At 63.8% G+C, this 19,280-nt stretch carries 20 protein-coding genes; 13 read left to right on the forward strand and 7 right to left on the reverse strand.

All coding sequences use genetic code 11. From position 1 onward, the window contains the following. The first annotated feature begins 15 nt into the window (after positions 1 to 15). On the forward strand, positions 16 to 402 hold the full coding sequence (gene cueR / locus KUL25_RS03730; RefSeq protein WP_068362180.1) for a Cu(I)-responsive transcriptional regulator: 387 nt from the start codon (positions 16 to 18) through the stop codon (positions 400 to 402). 40 nt (positions 403 to 442) lie between these two features. Here the strand turns inward: cueR and KUL25_RS03735 are convergent, their stop codons facing one another. The 6 genes from KUL25_RS03735 to KUL25_RS03760 are packed head-to-tail and all read right to left on the reverse strand — an operon-like array spanning position 443 to position 4,760. Beyond that, a complete protein-coding gene (locus tag KUL25_RS03735; protein WP_257891704.1) occupies positions 443 to 1,327 on the reverse strand; it encodes an NAD(P)-dependent oxidoreductase in 885 nt (294 codons plus the stop codon). Then, entirely contained in the window at positions 1,321 to 1,968 is a 648-nt protein-coding gene (locus tag KUL25_RS03740) for a dienelactone hydrolase family protein (RefSeq protein ID WP_257891705.1), read from the reverse strand. Before KUL25_RS03740 ends, KUL25_RS03735 begins: the two co-directional genes overlap by 7 nt. 59 nt (positions 1,969 to 2,027) lie before the next feature. Further along, positions 2,028 to 2,309, reverse strand: coding sequence for a hypothetical protein (locus tag KUL25_RS03745; RefSeq protein ID WP_257891706.1), 282 nt, complete (start codon positions 2,307 to 2,309; stop codon positions 2,028 to 2,030). Between the two features lie 12 nt (positions 2,310 to 2,321). Then, complete coding sequence (locus tag KUL25_RS03750) at positions 2,322 to 3,365, reverse strand: 4-oxalomesaconate tautomerase (RefSeq protein WP_257891707.1); 1,044 nt, start codon at positions 3,363 to 3,365, stop codon at positions 2,322 to 2,324. Beyond that, positions 3,358 to 4,032 (reverse strand): 4-carboxy-4-hydroxy-2-oxoadipate aldolase/oxaloacetate decarboxylase, encoded by a 675-nt coding sequence (locus tag KUL25_RS03755; protein ID WP_257891708.1) that lies wholly within the window; start codon positions 4,030 to 4,032, stop codon positions 3,358 to 3,360. The genes KUL25_RS03750 and KUL25_RS03755 overlap by 8 nt, the downstream gene beginning before the upstream one ends. Continuing rightward, the gene (locus KUL25_RS03760) at positions 4,029 to 4,760 is read right to left on the reverse strand and encodes a PIG-L deacetylase family protein (RefSeq protein WP_257891709.1); all 732 of its coding nucleotides are present in this window, start codon (positions 4,758 to 4,760) and stop codon (positions 4,029 to 4,031) included. Before KUL25_RS03760 ends, KUL25_RS03755 begins: the two co-directional genes overlap by 4 nt. 143 nt (positions 4,761 to 4,903) lie before the next feature. On the opposite strand from KUL25_RS03760, the gene KUL25_RS03765 reads away from it, so the two are divergent. The 7 genes from KUL25_RS03765 (at position 4,904) to KUL25_RS03795 (ending at position 12,777) form a co-directional block, all read left to right on the forward strand. Continuing rightward, complete coding sequence (locus KUL25_RS03765; RefSeq protein WP_257891710.1) at positions 4,904 to 6,115, forward strand: LysR family transcriptional regulator; 1,212 nt, start codon at positions 4,904 to 4,906, stop codon at positions 6,113 to 6,115. 126 nt (positions 6,116 to 6,241) lie between these two features. Then, positions 6,242 to 7,081, forward strand: a complete 840-nt coding sequence (locus tag KUL25_RS03770) for an alpha/beta fold hydrolase (RefSeq protein ID WP_257891711.1) — start codon at positions 6,242 to 6,244, stop codon at positions 7,079 to 7,081. A gap of 1 nt (position 7,082) precedes the next feature. Continuing rightward, positions 7,083 to 7,991, forward strand: coding sequence for a VOC family protein (locus KUL25_RS03775; RefSeq protein ID WP_257891712.1), 909 nt, complete (start codon positions 7,083 to 7,085; stop codon positions 7,989 to 7,991). A 3-nt stretch (positions 7,992 to 7,994) separates the two neighbouring features. Then, positions 7,995 to 8,786, forward strand: coding sequence for an SDR family oxidoreductase (locus tag KUL25_RS03780; protein ID WP_257891713.1), 792 nt, complete (start codon positions 7,995 to 7,997; stop codon positions 8,784 to 8,786). A 36-nt stretch (positions 8,787 to 8,822) separates the two neighbouring features. Beyond that, on the forward strand, positions 8,823 to 10,484 hold the full coding sequence (locus KUL25_RS03785; RefSeq protein WP_257891714.1) for a thiamine pyrophosphate-binding protein: 1,662 nt from the start codon (positions 8,823 to 8,825) through the stop codon (positions 10,482 to 10,484). Continuing rightward, complete coding sequence (locus KUL25_RS03790) at positions 10,481 to 11,290, forward strand: aspartate dehydrogenase (protein ID WP_257891715.1); 810 nt, start codon at positions 10,481 to 10,483, stop codon at positions 11,288 to 11,290. Before KUL25_RS03785 ends, KUL25_RS03790 begins: the two co-directional genes overlap by 4 nt. A gap of 8 nt (positions 11,291 to 11,298) precedes the next feature. Beyond that, positions 11,299 to 12,777 carry an aldehyde dehydrogenase gene (locus KUL25_RS03795; protein ID WP_257891716.1) on the forward strand — a complete coding sequence of 493 codons (1,479 nt, stop codon included), beginning with the start codon at positions 11,299 to 11,301 and terminating at the stop codon, positions 12,775 to 12,777. Here KUL25_RS03795 and KUL25_RS03800 read toward each other — a convergent pair. Further along, positions 12,774 to 13,556 carry an IclR family transcriptional regulator gene (locus tag KUL25_RS03800; RefSeq protein WP_257891717.1) on the reverse strand — a complete coding sequence of 261 codons (783 nt, stop codon included), beginning with the start codon at positions 13,554 to 13,556 and terminating at the stop codon, positions 12,774 to 12,776. The two genes, KUL25_RS03795 and KUL25_RS03800, sit on opposite strands and share 4 nt — an antisense overlap. Positions 13,557 to 13,703: 147 nt before the next feature. On the opposite strand from KUL25_RS03800, the gene KUL25_RS03805 reads away from it, so the two are divergent. The 5 genes from KUL25_RS03805 (at position 13,704) to KUL25_RS03825 (ending at position 19,280) form a co-directional block, all read left to right on the forward strand. After that, positions 13,704 to 14,867, forward strand: coding sequence for an FAD-dependent monooxygenase (locus KUL25_RS03805; RefSeq protein ID WP_257891718.1), 1,164 nt, complete (start codon positions 13,704 to 13,706; stop codon positions 14,865 to 14,867). Continuing rightward, positions 14,851 to 15,828: a TRAP transporter substrate-binding protein DctP gene (gene dctP, locus KUL25_RS03810; protein ID WP_068362069.1), complete on the forward strand. Its 978-nt coding sequence runs from the start codon at positions 14,851 to 14,853 to the stop codon at positions 15,826 to 15,828. Before KUL25_RS03805 ends, dctP begins: the two co-directional genes overlap by 17 nt. A gap of 75 nt (positions 15,829 to 15,903) precedes the next feature. Then, positions 15,904 to 16,404, forward strand: a complete 501-nt coding sequence (locus KUL25_RS03815; protein WP_257891719.1) for a TRAP transporter small permease — start codon at positions 15,904 to 15,906, stop codon at positions 16,402 to 16,404. 3 nt (positions 16,405 to 16,407) lie between these two features. Continuing rightward, the gene (locus tag KUL25_RS03820; protein WP_257891720.1) at positions 16,408 to 17,724 is read left to right on the forward strand and encodes a TRAP transporter large permease; all 1,317 of its coding nucleotides are present in this window, start codon (positions 16,408 to 16,410) and stop codon (positions 17,722 to 17,724) included. Continuing rightward, entirely contained in the window at positions 17,721 to 19,280 is a 1,560-nt protein-coding gene (locus tag KUL25_RS03825) for a sulfatase family protein (protein WP_257891721.1), read from the forward strand. Before KUL25_RS03820 ends, KUL25_RS03825 begins: the two co-directional genes overlap by 4 nt.

Raw genomic sequence — 19,280 nt, forward strand, 5'->3', positions numbered from 1 at the left:
GAAAGCGAGGGTGTGATGAATATCAAGGACGTCGCAGAGGCCGCCGGGCTGTCTGCCAAGACCATTCGCTACTATGAAGACATCGGCCTGATCCGTCCGGGTCGCGGTGCCAATGGGTACCGGGATTTCAGCGCGCAGGACCTTCACAAACTTGCGTTTCTGGGGCGGGCGCGGGCGCTGGGTTTTTCCATCGCCGATTGCCGCGTTCTTCTGGCGCTGTATGAGGATGCGGGGCGGTCTTCGGCGGAGGTAAAGGCAGTGGCAGAGACACATCTGGCCGAAATCGACGCCAAGATCGAGGCGCTGACAGACATGCGCGCAACGCTGTCTCATCTGGTCGAGACCTGCGCGGGCGATGCCCGGCCCGATTGCCCGATCCTCGCCTCGCTGGCCGACGGTTAACGACGTTAACGGTCAACAGGCGAAGGGCTGCTCTTATGTGTTAGGGGCGATGCAACGCCTCCAGCAGGGCTCGGGCCACGTCGAGTGGGCCTTCTTCCGGCGGGGCTTCCGGCACGGGTACGCCTGCACGGGCCAGCCGCTGTTGCCACTGGATCGTGGCTTCGCTGACGTCCGCAGGCAAGCCCAGATCCGCAAGCGTCTTTGCGACCTCCGTCATCTCTGCTGCGCGGCGTTCTCCGTGCTGGATGGCGCGTTCGAAATTGTAGGCGGCGGCGCGGGGCCAATCGGTGCCGGGGTGGCTTTTCAACAGCGACCCGAAGACCTCGTCCTCGACCCCTGCGGCCACGGCGGCCAGCGTGCATTCCGCCGTCAACGCCTCCAGCCCCTTCACCATGATCGAGCGGATCATCTTGATGGCGGACGCCGCGCCCACCGGCCCCTCGACCCGGCGCACGTTCATCGGCAGGTCCCGCAGCATGTCCGTGACGTCGTGGGGGCCCGCGATCAGGCAGGGCACGAGGTTCATTTTTGGGTGCACAGGCGCCATGACGGCGACGTCCACGTAGCGCCCGCCTGCCGCCTCGATCACCTTGGCCGAAGTGCGCTTCGATGAGGGCGCGCAGGAATTCAGGTCCAGCCAATACGTGCCCGCCGTGATGGCCTTTGCGCCTGTTTGCGCGGCGATCCCGGCCTGGTCCGCGGTGACGGTGCAAATGACCATGTCGGCCTCCGCCACGGCCTCGGCAGCCGAAGCACAGGTGTGGATACCCAGTTCCGCGCAGCGCGTTTCAATCTCGGCTGCCGTGGCCGGATCGTCGGACTTGATGTCATAGGCACGGATCTGACCGGCGCGCGCCGCGCCCCAGCCCTGCACGAGGGCCGAGCCTGCCTCGCCCATCCCGATGAATGCGATCTGTTTCAGCATAGGCGTTGCGCCAGAAAGGCCTCGGTCCGGGCGTGGGCGGTGGCGGTGGCATCCGCGACGTATGAGGGGCGCGCGTCATTGGCGAAGGCGTGACCGGCGGGGTACATATGCACTTCCATCTGCGGCCAGGCGGTGCGCGCTTCCGAGATCAACTCGGGGGGTGTGTGGTGGTCCTGAGTGCCGAAGTGGCCAAGGACCGGGGCGCGCAGGGGCTGGTCCATGTATTGCGGCAAGCGTGTGCCATAGAAGGACACGGCACCCACAATATCCAGCACTTGCGCGGCGTGGATCGCAAGGCCGCCGCCCCAGCAAAAACCGATCACCGCGACTTTGCCGCCCAAGGCCTGCACGGCAGCGTCCGCATCCATCATCGTCTGCGACAGGTCCGAGGCCAGCATCATGTCCCGCCCCTTGATCGCCTGATCGAACGGCACCAGCATGCCTCTTTCCTGCCGATCGAACAGCGCCGGGATGGCGACCTCGTACCCAAGCGCGGCGTAGCGTGTCGCAACGCCTTTCAATTGGTCGGTGACGCCGAAGATCTCTTGCAAGATCACGATGCCGCCTTTGCGTAAGCCTTGGGCCGGGTGCATCCAGCACTCCAGAACGTGGCCGTCTGCCGCTTTCAATTCCGTGAACATCGCCACCCTTTCCTTTGGTGTAATGCGCCGCCAAGATCGCCCCGGCCAGCGCGTCGGCCCTATTGATTGACCGGAATGCCGGCCGCTTCAACGCAACGCATGATGCGGGAACGATAGGGGACCTGAATGACCGGGGCTATGGTGGCCGCAGTCGCAAGGGCTAAGGCGTCGACGCTTTCGGTCAGGCGGCTGCCCCGAAAGTTCGCCCCGACGAAGCTTTGCCAGAGTTCCAGATGATCGCGCAGGGCAATGGGCTGTTCTTCGGAGGCATCGCCCACACCTGCGGGCGGCGTGAGAAACGGCCCGTTGGGAGAGGTGTGGAAAGGCAGATCGTCGTCCATGGTGGGCTCTCCTCAAGTAAATACGTAGCCGTCCATCAGCTTGCGCGCAGTGCGCAGGATCGCGGCAGAGGTAACGTCGCCGTTGTCCAGCTGCGCGACAATCGTCGTTTCGCCTATGGGGTGCTCGATAGGCAGGGTCTTGGACGCCCCGTCCGGCACGTCTGCCAGAGCTGCCGCAGGGGATCCGGGCAACAGACAAGCCGTCGCCACACTGACCGCCCCCAACACGCCGATGCTGGCGTGGCAGCGATGCGGGATAAACGAGCGGGTCGAAATCGCGCCGCCGTGGCGCGGGCGGCTGACCATGGTCATTTTCGGCACCGTCTTGTGGGTCACATCCCCAAGCTTCATGAGCGGGCCGCAGGCCAGCCGTATCGCCTCCAGACGGGCCTTCAGGAAGATATCAGCGTCCAGCGCGTCGCGCGGCTCCTCTCCGGTGATCCCCATGTCAGTGGCACGCAGAACGACTACGGGCATGCCGTTGTCGATCATCGTGACCTCAGCGCCCTCGATCACGTCCACGGCGTTGCCCGTCGGCAGCAGGGCCCCGCAGGTGGATCCCGCCGTGCCCACGAATTCCAACGGGACGGGTGCGGCCGTCCCCGGCACGCCATCAATCGCGGCATCACCGGCGTAGCAGGGCACGCCGCCGGGCGTCTGCACCGTGGCAATCGCCGTCTGGCCGGTGTTCTCCATATAGATCGCCACGCGGGTCTGGCCGTCTTGGGCCGCGACCACCCTCCGCTCGATGGCGAAGGGGGCGACGCCCGCCAGGATATTTCCGCAGTTCTGACCGTCCGAGACGCGTGGTTCATCCACGCCCACCTGCAAGAACAGGTAGTCCACATCGACCCCGGCCCGCGTGGATCGCTTGACCACGGCGACCTTCGAAGTCAGCGGATCGGCCCCGCCCATCCCGTCGATCTGGCGTGGGTCGGGGCTGCCCATGACACGCATCAGGAAGGCGTCGCGATCGTGGGGTAGGTCATCGGCCAGAAAGTACCCGCCTTTCGAGGTGCCGCCGCGCATCCACATGCAGCGCACGCCGTCAGACATAGCGTATCCCTTTCTCGGCCAGCCGTCCGCGCATGTCGTACATGTCGAGGCCCAACTCCCCGCCCGCCAGGCGCTGACGCTTGGCCTCTTCGTTGGCAAGGCGCTCTTCGGCGGCGATTACCACGCTGCCCGCGTCAGCGCGTTTCACCACGACCACACCGTCGTCATCGGCGACGATCACGTCCCCTGCGTCGACCGCTTGCCCGGCGCAGACCACCGGCACGTTGACCGAGCCCAATGTCTCTTTCACCGTGCCCTGGGCCGAGATCGCCCTGGACCAGACCGGAAACCCCATTTGCTCAAGGTCGCGCACATCCCGCACGCCCGCGTCGATCACCAGCCCGCGGCAGCCCCGCGCCATGGCCGAGGTGGCCAGAAGATCGCCGAAATAGCCGTCTGTGCACGGCGAGGTGGGGGCAAGGACAAGGATATCGCCCGGCTGCACTTGCTCGATCGCCACATGCAGCATCCAATTATCACCGGGTGGGGCGCTGATGGTGACGGCAGACCCCGCAATCTGCGCGCCGCGCCAGATCGGGCGCATATACGGCGCGAAACAGCCGGTGCGCCCCTGCGCTTCATGAACCGTCGCCACGCCTGCGCGGCCAAGCCTTTCGATGACGTCGGCGTCCGTGCGGTCGATTTTTTGCCTTACGATCCCGCTCATAGCTCATCCACCGTGCGGGGGAAGATCGACTGGAAGCCTTCGGCATATTTGCAGTCGCGCCCGCCCGATTGCCCGCCGGAGTTGCGCTTGAAGTGGTTGGCGCGCTGCTGAGCGACACGAGTGTAATAGTCCCACAAATGCACTTGGCCGTTCATGCATTCCATCGCGGCACGCTTCTTGTCCCAAACCGGCGTGATGTCGAGGAAGGTGTCCGGTTTCCAGCCCATCTGCTCGGTCTGGTGCGGCTCGAAGAGGTAGAGTTGCGGCGCGCCAAGGACCTTCTCACCGGGATTATGCCCCCAGGCCTGCGCGATCATCCGCACCTCCAGCGCTACCTGCGTCATGTACATGTGGTCGGTGTTGTAGGGGTCATACTGGCTGTGGCTCATCATGAAAGAAGGTTGCACGCGCCGGATCAGATCGACGAGTTTGTCCTTGTCGTCGCGCGCCAGTTCCAACGGGTAGTCGCCCAGGTCGAAGCACTCCAGATGCGCGGCGCCAAGGGCCTCGGCGGCGGCTTCGGCCTCGGCCCGGCGGATCGCCTTGACCTCTTTCAGACCCTTGCCCTCCTTCCACAGCTTGGCGCTTTCGCCGCGCTCGCCGAAGGACATGCAGGCGATGGTCACGTCATATCCAAGCTCTGCGTGCAGCGCGATGGCGCCGCCGCAGCGCCAGACGAAATCAGCCGCATGGGCTGACAGGATCAGGGCGGATTTTGCCTTTGTCATCGGGTGCCTCTTGTTTGGGGTCGACTGGAAGAGCTTGCTGGAAGCAGGGGGGCTTGGGAAATCGGAAGACTGTCGAAATGGATAAGTTTGTGCTATAGGAGTAGTTGTATTTTGTGCCCGCCTCTTGGGAATTACCTCGCACCATGATCTCTCGTAACCTTCGACACTTTCGGGTCTTTCTGGCTGTTGTGGATTTGGGCTCCCCCACGCGGGCGGCACGGTATTGCAACGTATCGCAGCCCGCCGTGACCCAAGTCGTGCATAAGCTGGAGGGAGAGGCCGGGGGTGCCTTGTTCACCCGAAAGCCGCAGGGGTTCGAGGTGACGGAGCGGGGCAAACTCCTTGATACCCGCATAAGGCGCGCGATGGGGCGCCTGGACAAAAGCCTTTCGAACATCTCATCGCGATTGATCCACCGGGCGACGGCGGCGCAACTGCAAGCCGTGATCGCGGCCACGGAAACCCAGAGCTTTTCAAGCGCCGCGCGTGCCCTTGGGGTGTCGCAGCCCACCATTCACCGTGCCGTGTCGCAGGTCGAGCAGGAGGCAAGCAAGCCTTTGTTCGAGCGTACGTCCTTTGGCTTGATTGCCAGCATCCCGTGCCGCGATCTGGCGCAGGCCGCGCACCTGGCGTTCGCAGAACTTCGACAAGTCGAAGCGGATCTGGCCGAATTCGATGGGCGCGAGACCGGGACCATCAGCATCGGCACCTTGCCGCTGTCGCGCTCGGTCCTGCTGCCGGAGGCCTTGGCGCAGTTTCGCAAGCTCCGGCCCCGGCAGGGGGTTTCGGTCTATGATGGCCCCTATGACGAAACCCTCGGCGCCGTGCGGCGTGGGGACATGGACTTCATGATCGGCGCTCTGCGGGACCCGCAGCCGTTCCCCGACGTCCAGCAAGAGCCACTTTTTCTGGATCATCTGTCTGTGGTTTGTCGTCCGGGGCATGGTCTGGCGGGCAAAGGCGTGGCGTCGCTGGAAGATTTGACGGATGCGTCGTGGGTCGTGCCGCGGCGTGGCACCCCGTCGCGTGATCAGTTCGATGCAATTTTCGCAGGGGCCGATCTTTCGCCGCCGGATAGCATTCTGGAATGCGGCTCGATCCTGCTGATGCGAGAGCTTTTGAACCGAAGCGATATGTTGGGCTGTATCTCGGGCCTTCAAGCAGAGGCCGAGGTTTCCAACGGGGCCTTGGTGCGGCTTGAAACGGATGTCTCGTGGACCGGGCGAAAGATCGGGCTGACGTACCGGGTGGAATGGGTCCCGACGAGGGCGCAAAGCCTGATGCTTGAGATGATCCGCGCAAATGCCCGCGCTTTGGGCCAAGACCAAGGCCAGAGCCTCAGGTCTGAGCCTTGACATGCGGGCGTATAGGCGGCACTCTTTTTGAACAAGGCGTTCAATAATGAACTATAGTCTTGATCTCACGGATAGAGGCATTCTCAATGGGCCAGTCTTCTTCTCTGCAAACAGGGTCCTGCCGCGATGACTGAGCCGATGCTCGGATCGGCGGAAGGTATCTCCTATATTTCGCGCCCCGGGCCGGGGCCCGTCGTGGTGTTCTTGCATGGCATCGGGTCCCATGCCGCCTCTTTCGTACCGCTCTTCGACATTTTGCCCGCTGATCTGAACTTTCTGGCGTGGAACGCGCCCGGCTATGGCGCGTCCGCGTCCTTGGTCGAGGATTGGCCGCTGCCCGAGGATTACGCCACCAAACTGGCGGCGGTTCTGGACGCGATGGGGCATGGGACGGTGCATCTTGTGGGTCATTCCCTTGGCACCTTGATTGCGAGCGCCTTCGCGCGCCGCTTCCCGGATCGGCTGCACAGCCTCACGCTGGCGGCGTCTGCAACCGGCTATCGTGTGCCGCGCGGCGGGATTCTTCCCGAAAAAGTGGGTGCGCGGCTGGACGATCTGACCCGTCTGGGCCCTGCGGCTTTCGCAACGGCCCGCGCGGCCAATCTGATCCATGACCCAGAGGCGCATCCCGACCTCGTCGCGCAGGTAGAGGCCGCGATGGGGCAGGTGAACCCGAAGGGTTATACCCAGGCCGTGCGGATGCTTGCCTCGGGCGATCTGCCCGGCGATTTGTCCCACGTGTCCCTGCGCCCGGGCTTCATCATCGGCGCGCAGGACCGGGTAACACCCATGGCGCAGACCCTTGCCGCCGCCGAGGCCTGGGAAACCGTCCACACCGAAAAGCCGACCATTACCGAAATCGACCAGGCGGGCCACGCCGTCTACCTGCAACAGCCGGGCGCGTTCTGTACCGCCCTTCTGACACATATGGCAGCGGCCAACGCCCGCACCTCTGAGGGAGTTTGAAATGACCGAAGACCTTCGATTGAACCACTTGCGCGGTATCGTGATGCGCGCGCCAGGCATTACCGCGACGACGCCGTTCTATACCGACCAATGGGGGCTGCACGTGGCCCAGGAAGACGAGGGGATCACCTATCTGCGTGGGACGGGCGACCAGCCTTTCATCTATGGTCTCAAGGACGACGCCACCTATGGCATTGAGTATATCCATTTCGGGATGCCCGACAGGGCGGGCGTCGATACGCTGTACCGGCAGCTTGAAGCCAAGGGGGCGGATCTGCGCGGTGCGCCGGCTGAATTCGACGGCCCGTTCGGCGGCTATGGATTCGAGGTCGTCGACCCCGACGCACGCCGCCTGCGCATCACCGCTGACGTGGCGCTGCGCAAAGCCGATGACGTCCACGCCTATCCGCGCAAGATCAGCCACGTGGTGCTGAACACGCCGGATATGGACGGCATGAAGACGTGGTACGAGGAAATGTTGGGGTTTCGCACCAGCGATTACTCTGCCGACCAGATGGTTTTCCTGCGCATCGGCAGCGATCACCACGCGATTGCGTTGGTGCGCGCGCAATATCCCTCCATCAACCATGTGGCGTTCGAGATGCCCGGCATCGACAGTTTCATGCGCGGCATTGGCCGGATGAAGCAGAAGGGGCAGGTGCCTAGCTGGGGGCCGGGGCGGCATGGGCCGGGGAACAATCCATTCGCCTATTTTGTCTCACCGTCCGGTTTCGTGATCGAGTTCACGTCTGAGGTGCAGCAGATTGACGAGGCAACCCATGAGCCGAAGGTCTGGTCCCGCTCTGACCCCGAGGCGATGGACCAATGGATGACGGCGGGCCCGCCGACGCCTGCGCAGCGCGCGGTCATGGCCGGGCGGCCTGATCCCGGTTTTCCCAAGGAGGGCTAGGACATGGATCTTGAGCTGCAAGACCGCGTGGTCGTGGTGACCGGCGGCACGTCGGGAATCGGGTTGGCGGCCGTGCGCATCTTCCTGGAGGACGGCGCAAAGGTGGCGTTTTGCGCCCGTGGGGCAGAGCGATTGGACGCTGTGGTCGCTGAGCTGTCTGCTGAATTCGGGGCGGATCGATTGCTTGGCCGGGCGTTCTCGGTGCTGGACGCGGGGGCGGTCGCGGCATTTGCGGCAGAGGTCGCGCAGAGCTTCGGCGGCTGCGACGCGCTTGTGACCAACGCGGGGCAGGGACGTGTTTCCACCTTCGCCGACACCAGCGACAGCGATTGGCGCGACGAGTTGGAATTGAAGTTCTTCAGCCAGCTGCACCCGATCCGCGCGTTCGAGGCGATGCTGCGCGACAGTGACCAAGGCGCCATCGTGGCCGTGAATTCCCTGCTCGCCCTCCAGCCCGAGCCGCATATGGTCTGCACCTCCGCCGCACGGGCGGGCGTGCAGAACCTGCTGAAGTCGCTGGCCACCGAACTGGCCCCCGACATCCGCGTCAACTCCATCCTTCTGGGCCTTGTGGACAGCGCCCAATGGCAGCGCCGCTTTGAGGCGCGCGAGGATCAGGGTCAATCGCGCGAAGATTGGTTCAAAGCCCTCGCCAAGACCAAGAAGATCCCCATGGGCCGCCTTGGCAAGCCGCAAGAACCCGCCCGCGCCATCGCTTTCCTCGCCTCTCCCGCCGCCAGCTACATCACCGGCGCCAAGCTTGAAATCTCGGGCGGCGTGTCGCGCTTTGCGTGACCCCCGCTTCCGTACACACTGACGAAAGACCAAATCATGTCCCAAACCGCCCCTCAGACTGTTGGCCACCAGATTGCCGAAGCGCTTGCAGATGCGGGCGTCACCACCATGTTCGGCGTGATCTCGATCCACAACATGCCAATCCTCGATGCGGTGGCTGAACAGGGGCGCATTCGCTTCATCCCGGCGCGCGGAGAGGCCGGGGCGATGAATATGGCGGACGCGTTCAGCCGCGTGTCTGGCCAGTTGGGCGTGGCGCTGACGTCTACCGGAACCGCTGCGGGCAATGCGGCGGGCGCCCAGGCCGAGGCGCTGACGGCGGGCAGTCGGGTGTTGCACCTGACCACGCAGATCGACCGCCCCTACATGGACCGGGACCGAGCCGCCATCCATGACGTCCCCAAACAACCCGAGATGTTGCGCGGCGTCTCCAAGGCCGTGTTCCGCATCTGGGACGAGATGGGCGTTCTGGGCACACTGTCCGCCGCGATCCGCGCGGCGATGACCCCGCCCACGGGACCGGTCAGCCTTGAGATCCCCGTTGATGTTCAGCGTATTCCGGCGGTGCCAGGCCTGCCCTTGACGCCGCCAAAGCCCGCCTTGCCTCCGGTGGAATTGGCTGCGCTGGATGCCTTGGCCGAACGGGTGAAAGCCGCGAAACGGCCGATGATCTGGCTTGGGGGTGGTGCCCGCGGGGCCGGGATCGAGGCTCTGGAACTGGTCGAACGCGGTTTCGGCGCGGTCAGTTCCACCCAAGGGCGTGCGGTGGTTCCCGAAAGCCACAAGGGCACGCTGGGGGCCTTCAACATGACGCCCGAGGCAGAAGCGATCTATCAAAGCTGCGATCTGATGATCGTCGTCGGCTCTCGCCTGCGGGGCAATGAGACGCGCAACAACAAGATGCCGCTGCCGCGCCCCCTGTTTCAGATCGACATGGAGCCCACCCAAGGCGGGCGGAACTACCCGGTCGATGGCTTCATCCACGGCGATGCCGCAGGAACGTTGCGGGCGTTGCTGGACCGTTTGCCCGAGACGCTTTCGACCGACCCGCAACTGCACTACGACATCGCCGTGGCCCGCGCGAAGTCCGAGGGCGCGCTGCGTAGCCGGCTCGGGCCCTATCAGGTGGTCGCGGATCATCTACTGTCTGTCGTGCCGCAGGGCGAGCACCCTTGGGTGCGCGACGTGACGATCTCCAATTCCACATTCGGGAACCGCTATGTGCAAGTCGCCGCGCCGCATCTGGGCGTCCATGCCCTTGGCGGCGGGATCGGGCAGGGGATTGCAATGGCCGTTGGTGCTGCGGCGGGATGCGAGGCGCGGACCATCGCGCTGGTGGGCGACGGCGGCGCGCAGCTTGGTATTGCCGAACTGATTACGGCAGTGGACGCGGCGCTGCCGATCACCTTCGTGCTGATGAACGACGCGGCCTACGGCGTGATCGAAAACATCCAGGACGCCCAATACGACGGGCGGCGGCACTACTCCAAACTGAAGACGCCGGATTTTGCGCTTTTGTGCCAATCCATCGACATGCCCCACGTTCGTGTCAGCCAGATCGAGGAGTTTCCGCAGGCCGTGGACGCGACCCTCGGCCAAAGTGGCCCGGTCGTCGTGGAGGTCGACATGGTCGCCATCGGCCCCTTCGCGGAATCCTTTGCAGGACCGCCCGCAGGGGCAGCGGGTGGCAAGACATGAGCCTGGGCCATGTGGCGATCATCGGGTTCGGCGCGATTGCGCGCGATCTGATCGATATCCTGCGTGCGCAAGACACCGCGCCCGAACAGATCACCGTTCTGGTGCGTCCGGGCCGCGAGGTGGAGGTGCAGTCGGACTTGGGGACACGTGCTTGCGTGACATCCGAGATCGCGGCCTTGTTGACGACGCGCCCCGACGTGGTGGTCGAATGTGCCGGGCATGGCGCGGTGGCGTCCTTCGGGGCCAGTGTTTTGGCCAGCGGCACGGATCTGATCGTGGCCTCTGTGGGGGCGCTGGCGGATGCTGATTTGGCGGCCTCATTGGAGGAAGCCGCGCGGCGCTCGGGCGCGCAATGCGTGGTCCCCTCGGGCGCTATTGGCGGGATCGATGCGCTGGGGGCGGCGCGCCTCTCGGGGCTGATCGATGTGCGCTATACCGGAACAAAGCCGCCCGGCGCGTGGGCTGGCACGCCAGCCGAAGAGGCCTGTGACCTGTCCGGGCTGACCACTCCGTTCACGTTTTTCGAGGGCACCGCGCGGGAGGCCGCGCAACGCTATCCCAAGAATGCCAATGTCGCTGCGACGCTGGCGCTGGCGGGGCTTGGGATGGATGCCACGACAGTCCACCTCGTGGCCGATCCGGGCGCGACCGAGAATGTTCACAGCTTTAACGTCACCTCGCAAGCGCTTGATTTTTCTATGAGGTTGGTTGGAAAGCCGTCACCGCTCAACCCCAAGACCTCCCGATCCACCGTATACAGCATCGCGCGCGCCGTCCTGAACCGCCGCGCCGCAATTGCCATCTGAGGACCCCCATGGAGCAGACATTTCGCGACGATCAGATCTTTGTGGGCGGTATTTGGCAGAAGGGCCGTGGCGCGCCGATCACGTCCCATTTCGCTGCTGACGGCAGCGTGAACACCACGATTTCCGGTGCGTCAGCGGACGACGTCGAGCAGGCCATCGCCCGGGCACGGGACGCGCAACCTGCCTGGGGCGCGCTGAAGCCACACGAGCGCGCGACGGTCCTTTACCGCATCTCGGAGGGCCTCGCCTCCAATATCGAGCGTATTGGCTGGGTGCAAAGCCGCGATACCTCCAAGTCACTGGCGGAGACGCGGGCCTTGGCGACATCCGCTGCGGCCACCTTCCGCTATTTCGCCGCTGTGGCCGAGACGTCGGACGACCTGCTGACAGTGCCGCGCGGCGATTACACCACGGCGTCAATCCACGAGCCGTTGGGGCTGGTCGCGGCGATCACGCCGTGGAATTCGCCCATCGCCTCGGACGCCCAAAAGGTCGCGCCGGCGCTGGCGGCGGGCAATGCGGTCTTGTTGAAGCCGGCCAGTTGGTCGCCACTGGTCAGCCTTGAGTTGGCGCGCATCGCGGAAGAGGCGGGGCTGCCGCAGGGCCTGTTATCGGTCCTGCCCGGCTCCGGGCGTGAGGTTGGCAATCTGCTGGTCGAGCACCGCGATATCGCCAAGGTCTCTTTCACCGGCGGCACGTCGACGGGCCGCAAGCTGGCCCATGCGGCGGCGGAAAAGCTGATGCCGGTCTCGCTGGAGTTGGGCGGCAAATCTCCTACCATCGTGTTCGACGATTGCGATGTGGATCTGGCGATTGCGGGGATCTTGTTCGGCATCTTCTCGTCGTCCGGCCAAAGCTGCATCGCGGGCTCGCGACTGTTCGTGCAGCGCAGCATCTACGACGCCTTTGTTGAGCGGCTGGTGACGGCCACGGAGGCACTGAGCGTCGGCCATCCGTTCGAGGCCACGACGCAGGTCTCTTCGTTGGTTCATCTCGATCACCGCGACAGCGTGGAGAGCTACGTTGCGACGGCGCGCGACGAGGGCGGAACGATCTTGTGCGGCGGGACACGGCCCAAAGACCCGGCCCTGCAAGCGGGCGCCTATTACATGCCGACCATCATCGCAGGCCTCGCCAACACGGCACAGACCTGCCGTGAAGAGATTTTTGGCCCCGTTCTGGTCGTGATCCCTTTCGAGGACGAGGCCGATGTCATCGCCCAGGGCAATGACAACGATTATGGCCTGGCCTGTGGCATTTGGTCGACGGACCATCGCCGCTGCCAGCGTATCGCGCGGGCCATTCAGGCGGGCACGGTCTGGATCAACACCTACAAGCAATTCTCTATCTCGACGCCCTTCGGTGGCGACGGCGACAGTGGCATGGGCCGAGAGAAAGGGCGCGCGGGACTGCGCGCCTATCAGCGGCAAAAGTCGATCTACGAAGACATGTCGGGCAATCCGCACCCCTGGGCCAGATGGCCTTAGCGCGCCGAATACCCCAGCGCGGCAGAGGCTTCTTGCGCCGCAGAGGTGACCGCCTCGATCAGGGCCGGATCACGGCCCGAGAACCGCGCCTCGGGGCCCGAGACGTTGATGCCGCCCACCACGTGACCCGTGTGGTCAAAGACCGCCGCGGCACACGATCCGATGCCCGCCTCGAAATTCCCCTGGCTCCAGGCGAACCCTTCGGCCTTGTCGTGGCGCGCCTGAGCAAGGATCGCGTCGATCGTTTGGGGGGTCTTGTCGGTGGCCTGTGCGGGCCGATCGCCTTCAAAGATCTGGCGCAACTGCGTCTCGGAGTATTCCGCAAGGATCGCGCGTCCGATGGAGGAGGCATGGGCCAACAGGCGCGATCCGGTGCGCACGTTGCTGACCAGATGGGAGTTCGGCGCCTCGCGCCCCAGGTAAATGATCTCGCGCCCGTCCAGGACGCCCAGATGCGCGGACATCCCGGTTTGAAGACACAATTCACGCAGAATTGGCTGGCACAGCTGCACGATATCGCGACCCTGAATCGCCAATGCCCCAAGGCTGACCAGCCCGGCCCCCAGGCGATACCCGGCGCCGTCCGGCAATTCTTCGATCATGCGGTGGTCCAGAAGGGTGTGGATCAGTCGGATCAGGGTGGTGCGGTTGATCCCCAGATCGCGCGCCACGATGGACAGGTTCCGCGCCCTCTCGCCCTCGCCAATATAGTGCAAAAGCTTCAGCGCGCGCTCGACCGGGGGGACGGAATAGCTGGCTTGGGATGGCGTGTCGACCATTGGGATCAGTCCTGTCGTTCCGGGGGGCGTCCATCGAGTCGCGCCCGGCTGATGTGGCGGAAAACTATTGACCGAACCGGCGGTCTTCACCTATCTTTGAACAAGTAGTTCAAAATAGAACACTTGGCAAGCCCGGAGAGGTTATCAGTGGCATTTTCAATCGGCATATGCGGCGGCGGGATCGGCGGGCTTTGTGCGGCCATTGCACTGCAACGTGCGGGTCACAGGGTTCAGGTTTTCGAAAAGGCGCGCTCGATCAACCGGGTCGGCGCGGACATTAACCTGACGCCGAACGCCGTCTTCGCCCTCGATCAATTGGGCGTTGGCGACTACCTCCGTCAAAGTGCCGCCCGCCCGACATTCCGCATCAGCCGCGACGGGATCAGCGGTGAAGAGACGTCCCGCTTGCCGATGAGCACTGCGGCGGAAGAGAAGTACGGCGCCCCGCAACTGACCATTCACCGGGCCGATCTGTTGGACGCGCTGCGCGCGCAAGTGTCCGAAGGCACGTTGCGCCTTGGCATGGCGGCAACATCGCTTGAAGCGGGTGAGGGGCAGGCGACCTTGGGCTTTGCGGATGGCACAAGTTCAACCTTCGACCTGGTGGTCGGCGCCGACGGCATCCATTCCGTCGTGCGAGAAGCGCTTTGGGGCGAGGATCATCCGCGCTACACGGGCATGGTGTCCTATCGCGGCACGTTCGCGCGCGAGAAGGCCGCCGGGATCCCCGATACGGACGCCTTCACCAAATGGTGGGGCGAGGTGTCCGAGAAACAGATCGTGACCTTCCCGTTGACGCAGGGCAAAGAGATTTTCGTCTTTGCGACCCTGCCGCAGGACGATTGGTCCGAGGAAGGCTGGACGTTGCCCGGCAACGTCGATGACCTGCGCGACGCCTATGCCAACTTCCACGGCGATGCCCGCAAGTTGCTGGACGCGCTGGACGAGGTCACGCGGTCCGCCCTGCATGTGCGTGATCCTATGCCGCAATGGGCCAAGGGCCGCGCCACGCTTCTGGGCGATGCCGCCCATCCCATGGTGCCTTTCATGGCCCAAGGCGCCTGCATGGCCATTGAGGACGGGGTCGTTCTGGCACGGTCCCTGTCAGAAGGCCCCAACGACATCACCACCGCTCTCCAGCGGTATGAGATGGAACGCAAGCCCCGCACTGCGCGGGTCCAGGAAAGCTCGCTTGCCAACGACTGGCTCAAGAAGGCCGGCAATGCGGATTGGGTCTATGGCTATAACGCCTGGACCACGCCGCTCCATGACATCACACCTAACGGGAGTTCCCATGAAACACGTGTTTAGCACCGCCTTGCTTGCGGCCGGCGTTGCCGCCGCCGCTGCCCCAGCACTCGCCGATCCGGTCGAGATCAACGCCGTGACGCTGGCGCCGCGCGCCGTCTACATCACCCAGCCCTTCGCCCAGTTCGTCGAGGAAGTGAACGAGATGTTCGAGGGCGAGATCGAGATTACCTGGCGCGGGGGCCCCGAGGTCATGCCGCCCTTTGGTCAGGCCGAAGGCGTGCGCAACGGTGCCATGGGGATGACCTACACCAGCCCCAGCTACTATCAGGGCCTTGTGCCGACGTCCGGCACCATGAACCTGTCGTTCATGAACTACGAAGACATCGCCGCGACCGATTATCACGAGCGGATGACCGAACTACACGCCGAGCAAGACCTTGCATTCATTGGTGAAATTCCCGCCACGCAGCTAAACTTCCAGATCTACATGGGCGAAGAAGTCACCAGCCTGGCTGACCTTGAAGGCCAGCGCATCCGCGTGTTCCCGACGCTTCTGCCGCTGGTCCAGGCCCTCGGCGCAGAGCCGATCGTGCTGCCGATGCAAGAGATCTACACCGCGCTGGAGCGCGGCACCATCGATGGGTTCATGCAAGGTCCGCTGGGGCAGGCGGCTCAATTCGAGGGGCTGGTCTCCACCGTCATTCAGCCCGGCGTCTACCGTGCCGGCTTCCCGGTGCTGATGAACATGGATCTGTTCAACGAGATGTCGCCCGACCTGCAAGAGCGGTTCGTGACCTTCCTGCGCGAAGATTTTGCACCGCGGATGGACAACATCTGGGAAGAAGACATCGCCACCGAGCGCGCCGCGCAGGAGGCCGCCGGTTTCGGCTTCCTTGTGCTGCCCGAGGAAGAGGCCGCGCGCTACGAGACGATGGCCATGGACGCCGCTTGGGCCATGACGGCCGAGAACGCGGGCGAAGAAGTCGCCGCTGAGCTGCGCGAAATGCTCGACCGTCAGTAACCTGAAGGCAAAAGAAAAATCGGCGAAGGCGGGCGTGTCCCGGCTTCGCCCCCGGGCAAGAGCGGAAGGCAGCAGGTGGATCAGATCCTAACCCAGATAAGGCGTGTCATCAGCGGCTTGAACCTGATGCTTGCCATCATCGGTGCTGCGCTTTTGTTCATGATCGCGGTGATCATCTGTCTAGAGGTGACCCTGCGTGCCTTTGGCTTTGCGTCGCAACTTTGGGTGATCGAGGTCAGCGAATATTCGCTTTTGTTCATCACCTTCCTTGGCGCGCCTTACCTGCTTGAAAAGAACATGCACGTGGTGCTGGACCTGATCTACGACAAGTTGACGGGCGGCCCGCGCCTATTGCTTCAAATCTTGAACGCAAGTATCGGTTTCGCGCTTTGCGCTGTGCTGGCCGTTGTGGGCGTCAGTGTGGTGATTGAACAATTCGAACTTGGCGTGCGGCAGGTGACGGTGATGCGTCCGCAAAGCTGGTGGATCACGGCGGCCTTACCCCTTGGCATGGGCCTGATGGCTGTGCAGTTCTTCGACCAGATCGTTCGATCCTTTCGTGGCGAGAGGCTCTGAGCGATGGAATGGTATTATACACTCACCATCATCCTGGTCCCGTTGTTCATCCTGATGATGATGGGCCTGCCGGTCGCGTTTTCGTTCCTGACGGTCAATCTGGTGGGTGCCTATATCCTGATGGGCGGCTTTTCCGGGATCGAGCAACTGGTCCTCAACACCGTGGGTTCGATCACCAGTTTTACCCTGATCCCCATCGCGCTTTTCATGATCATGGGCGAGGCGATGTTCCGATCCGGCATCGCAATCGATCTGATGGACACGTTGGACAAATGGTTCGGGAAACTGCGCGGGCGGCTGGCCCTGATGGCCGTGGGCGGGGGCGTGTTGTTCTCCACGTTGACAGGCAATTCCATGGGGTCGATCGCGCTTCTGGGATCAAGCCTCACGCCCGAGATGGAGAAGCGCGGCTACGCCAAATCCATGTCGCTGGGGCCGATCCTGGGGTCTTCGGGGCTGGCGATCATGATCCCACCCTCGTCGCTGGCGGTGGTTCTGGGGGTGATCGGCGACATCTCCATCGGGCGCATCCTGATCGGGATCATCGTGCCGGGCCTGTTGATGGCGCTTCTTTACGTCGTCTACATCCTTGGCCGCTGCCACCTGCAACCGCACCTGGCCCCGTCCTTTGATGTGCCCAAGGTAAGCATGGGAGAAAAACTGCGGGCCACGGGCCTGAACATCGTGCCGCTGTCGGTCATCGTCTTTTCGGTGGTGGGCGTGATCTTCCTGGGCATCGCTACCCCCAGCGAGGCCGCCGCGACAGGCGCTTTCGCCACACTGGCACTTGCCGCCGTGCGTCGCCGCCTGACGCCAAAGGTCTTTGGCGACACGATGTTTTCCAGCGCCAACATCTCGGTCATGGTGCTGCTGATCGTGTCCGGTGCGGTCACGTTCTCGCAGTTGTTGGCCTATACGGGGGCTACCTACGGGATGGTCGATGCGGTCCTTGACCTCGATATCTCGAACGAGGCGATTGTCTTCATGATGATCATGCTGGTGGCGTTCATGGGGATGTTCATGGGGCCGCTGCCGATCATGCTGATCACCCTGCCGATCTTCGTGCCGGTGGTGCAGCAGTTCAACATGGACCTGATCTGGTTCGCCGCGCTGTTTCTTGTCGCGATCGAAACCGGGGCGACCTCGCCACCGTTCGGGGCGGCGCTGTTCGTGATGAAGGCGGTGGCGCCCCGAGGCACGACGATGGGCGATATCTACCGATCCGCCATCCCGTTCATTATCCTCGATCTCGTCGCCATTTTGCTCATCTTCTTCATTCCCGAACTGGTAACTTTCCCCGTCGATCTGATGTTCCGATGACCCGCCCGAACTTCCTTGTCATCATGACCGATCAGCAACGCGCCGATCATTTGGGGTGCTATGGCAACGGGATCGTTCGAACGCCCCATATCGATGGGCTGGCCGCACGCGGCACGCGGTTCGACAGGTTTTACGTCGCCAACCCCATCTGCCAACCCAACCGCGCCGCGCTGGCGACGGGGCAGGTGACCTCGGTCAACGGGTGCCGTCAGAACGGTATTCCCCTTGGATTGGATTGCACGACCTATGCCGATGTGCTGCGCGCGTCAGGCTATCGCACCGGGTTGACGGGCAAGGCGCATTTTCAAAACGTCTCTCCGGTGCCCGCGCGGCAACCAGAGGCAACGGGGCAGGGCGCGAAACCGCCGGCCCCCTTCGATCTGTCGCGCAGAAGCCAACGGCGTGGGCCCGACTACGCCCATGAGATCCGCAAGAACTGGATCGAAGACCCCGATCACGCCGTCCCACGCCCCTACTACGGGTTCGATCACTTGCGCCTCTGCATCGGCCATGGCGATCAGGTGGAGGGGCATTATTCGGCGTGGTTGCGGGACCGTTTGGACGGTGCCCCCGATCCGCGGGGCCGCGCCGCGTCCCTTGGCAATGATCTGGATGCCCCACAAATCTGGCGCACCGCGGTGCCCGAAGACCTCTACCCGACGACCTACGTCGGCCAGGAGGCCTGCGCCTTTCTGCAAGACCCCAGCGATGACCCGTTCCTGCTGGTGGCCTCTTTTCCTGACCCGCATCACCCGTTCACGCCGCCCGGGCGCTACTTCGACATGTATGACCCGGCGGATATCCCGCTGCCTGAAAGCTTTGATCAGCCGACGTCGGCGCGCAAAGACCTGCCGCGCCACATCCAGCGTGTCTATGAGATCGGCGGAGAAAAGCCCGACGCCTATTGGCCGTTCCACAGCGACGCCGAGGCCACGCGCCAGATGATCGCGCTGAATTACGGCGCGATCACCATGGTTGATGATTGGGTCGGGCGAATATTGGCCGCGCTGGAGGAAACCGGGAAGGCGGGCAACACCATCGTCGTCTTCATGTCCGATCACGGCGACTACATGGGCGACCATGGCACGATCCTGAAACACGGGCTGCACACGCATGGGCTGATCCGCGTACCGCTGATCTGGTCCGATCCCCGGCGCACGGCTGGGGTGTCCGGGCTGCAAGGCAGCGCCATCGACTTCGCGCCGACGCTGCTGCAAGCGGCGGGGATCAAGTGTCCCATTGGCATGCAAGGCCGCGATCTGCTGGCCGAAGATGCCGCCGATCTGCCCGTTTTGATCGAGGACGCGGGCCTGGCCTTCGCCAGTGACGACGGTTGCACTGCCAGCCGTACGCTGGTGCATGAGCGCTGGCGGTTGAGCGTTTTCGAAGGCTCCGACCTGGGCGAGTTGTACGACTTGGAAGCCGATCCGCACGAGGTGACGAACCTCTGGGCCGATCCCACTGCGGCCCCGCGCAAGGCCTACATGATGCAGCACCTCGCCCTGCGGATGATCGCCCTGCGCGATACCTCTCTCCTTTCCACACATCAGGCCTGA

Origin of the sequence: Gymnodinialimonas phycosphaerae (assembly GCF_019195455.1) — a bacterium.
GTDB classification, from domain to species: Bacteria; Pseudomonadota; Alphaproteobacteria; order Rhodobacterales; family Rhodobacteraceae; genus Gymnodinialimonas; species Gymnodinialimonas phycosphaerae.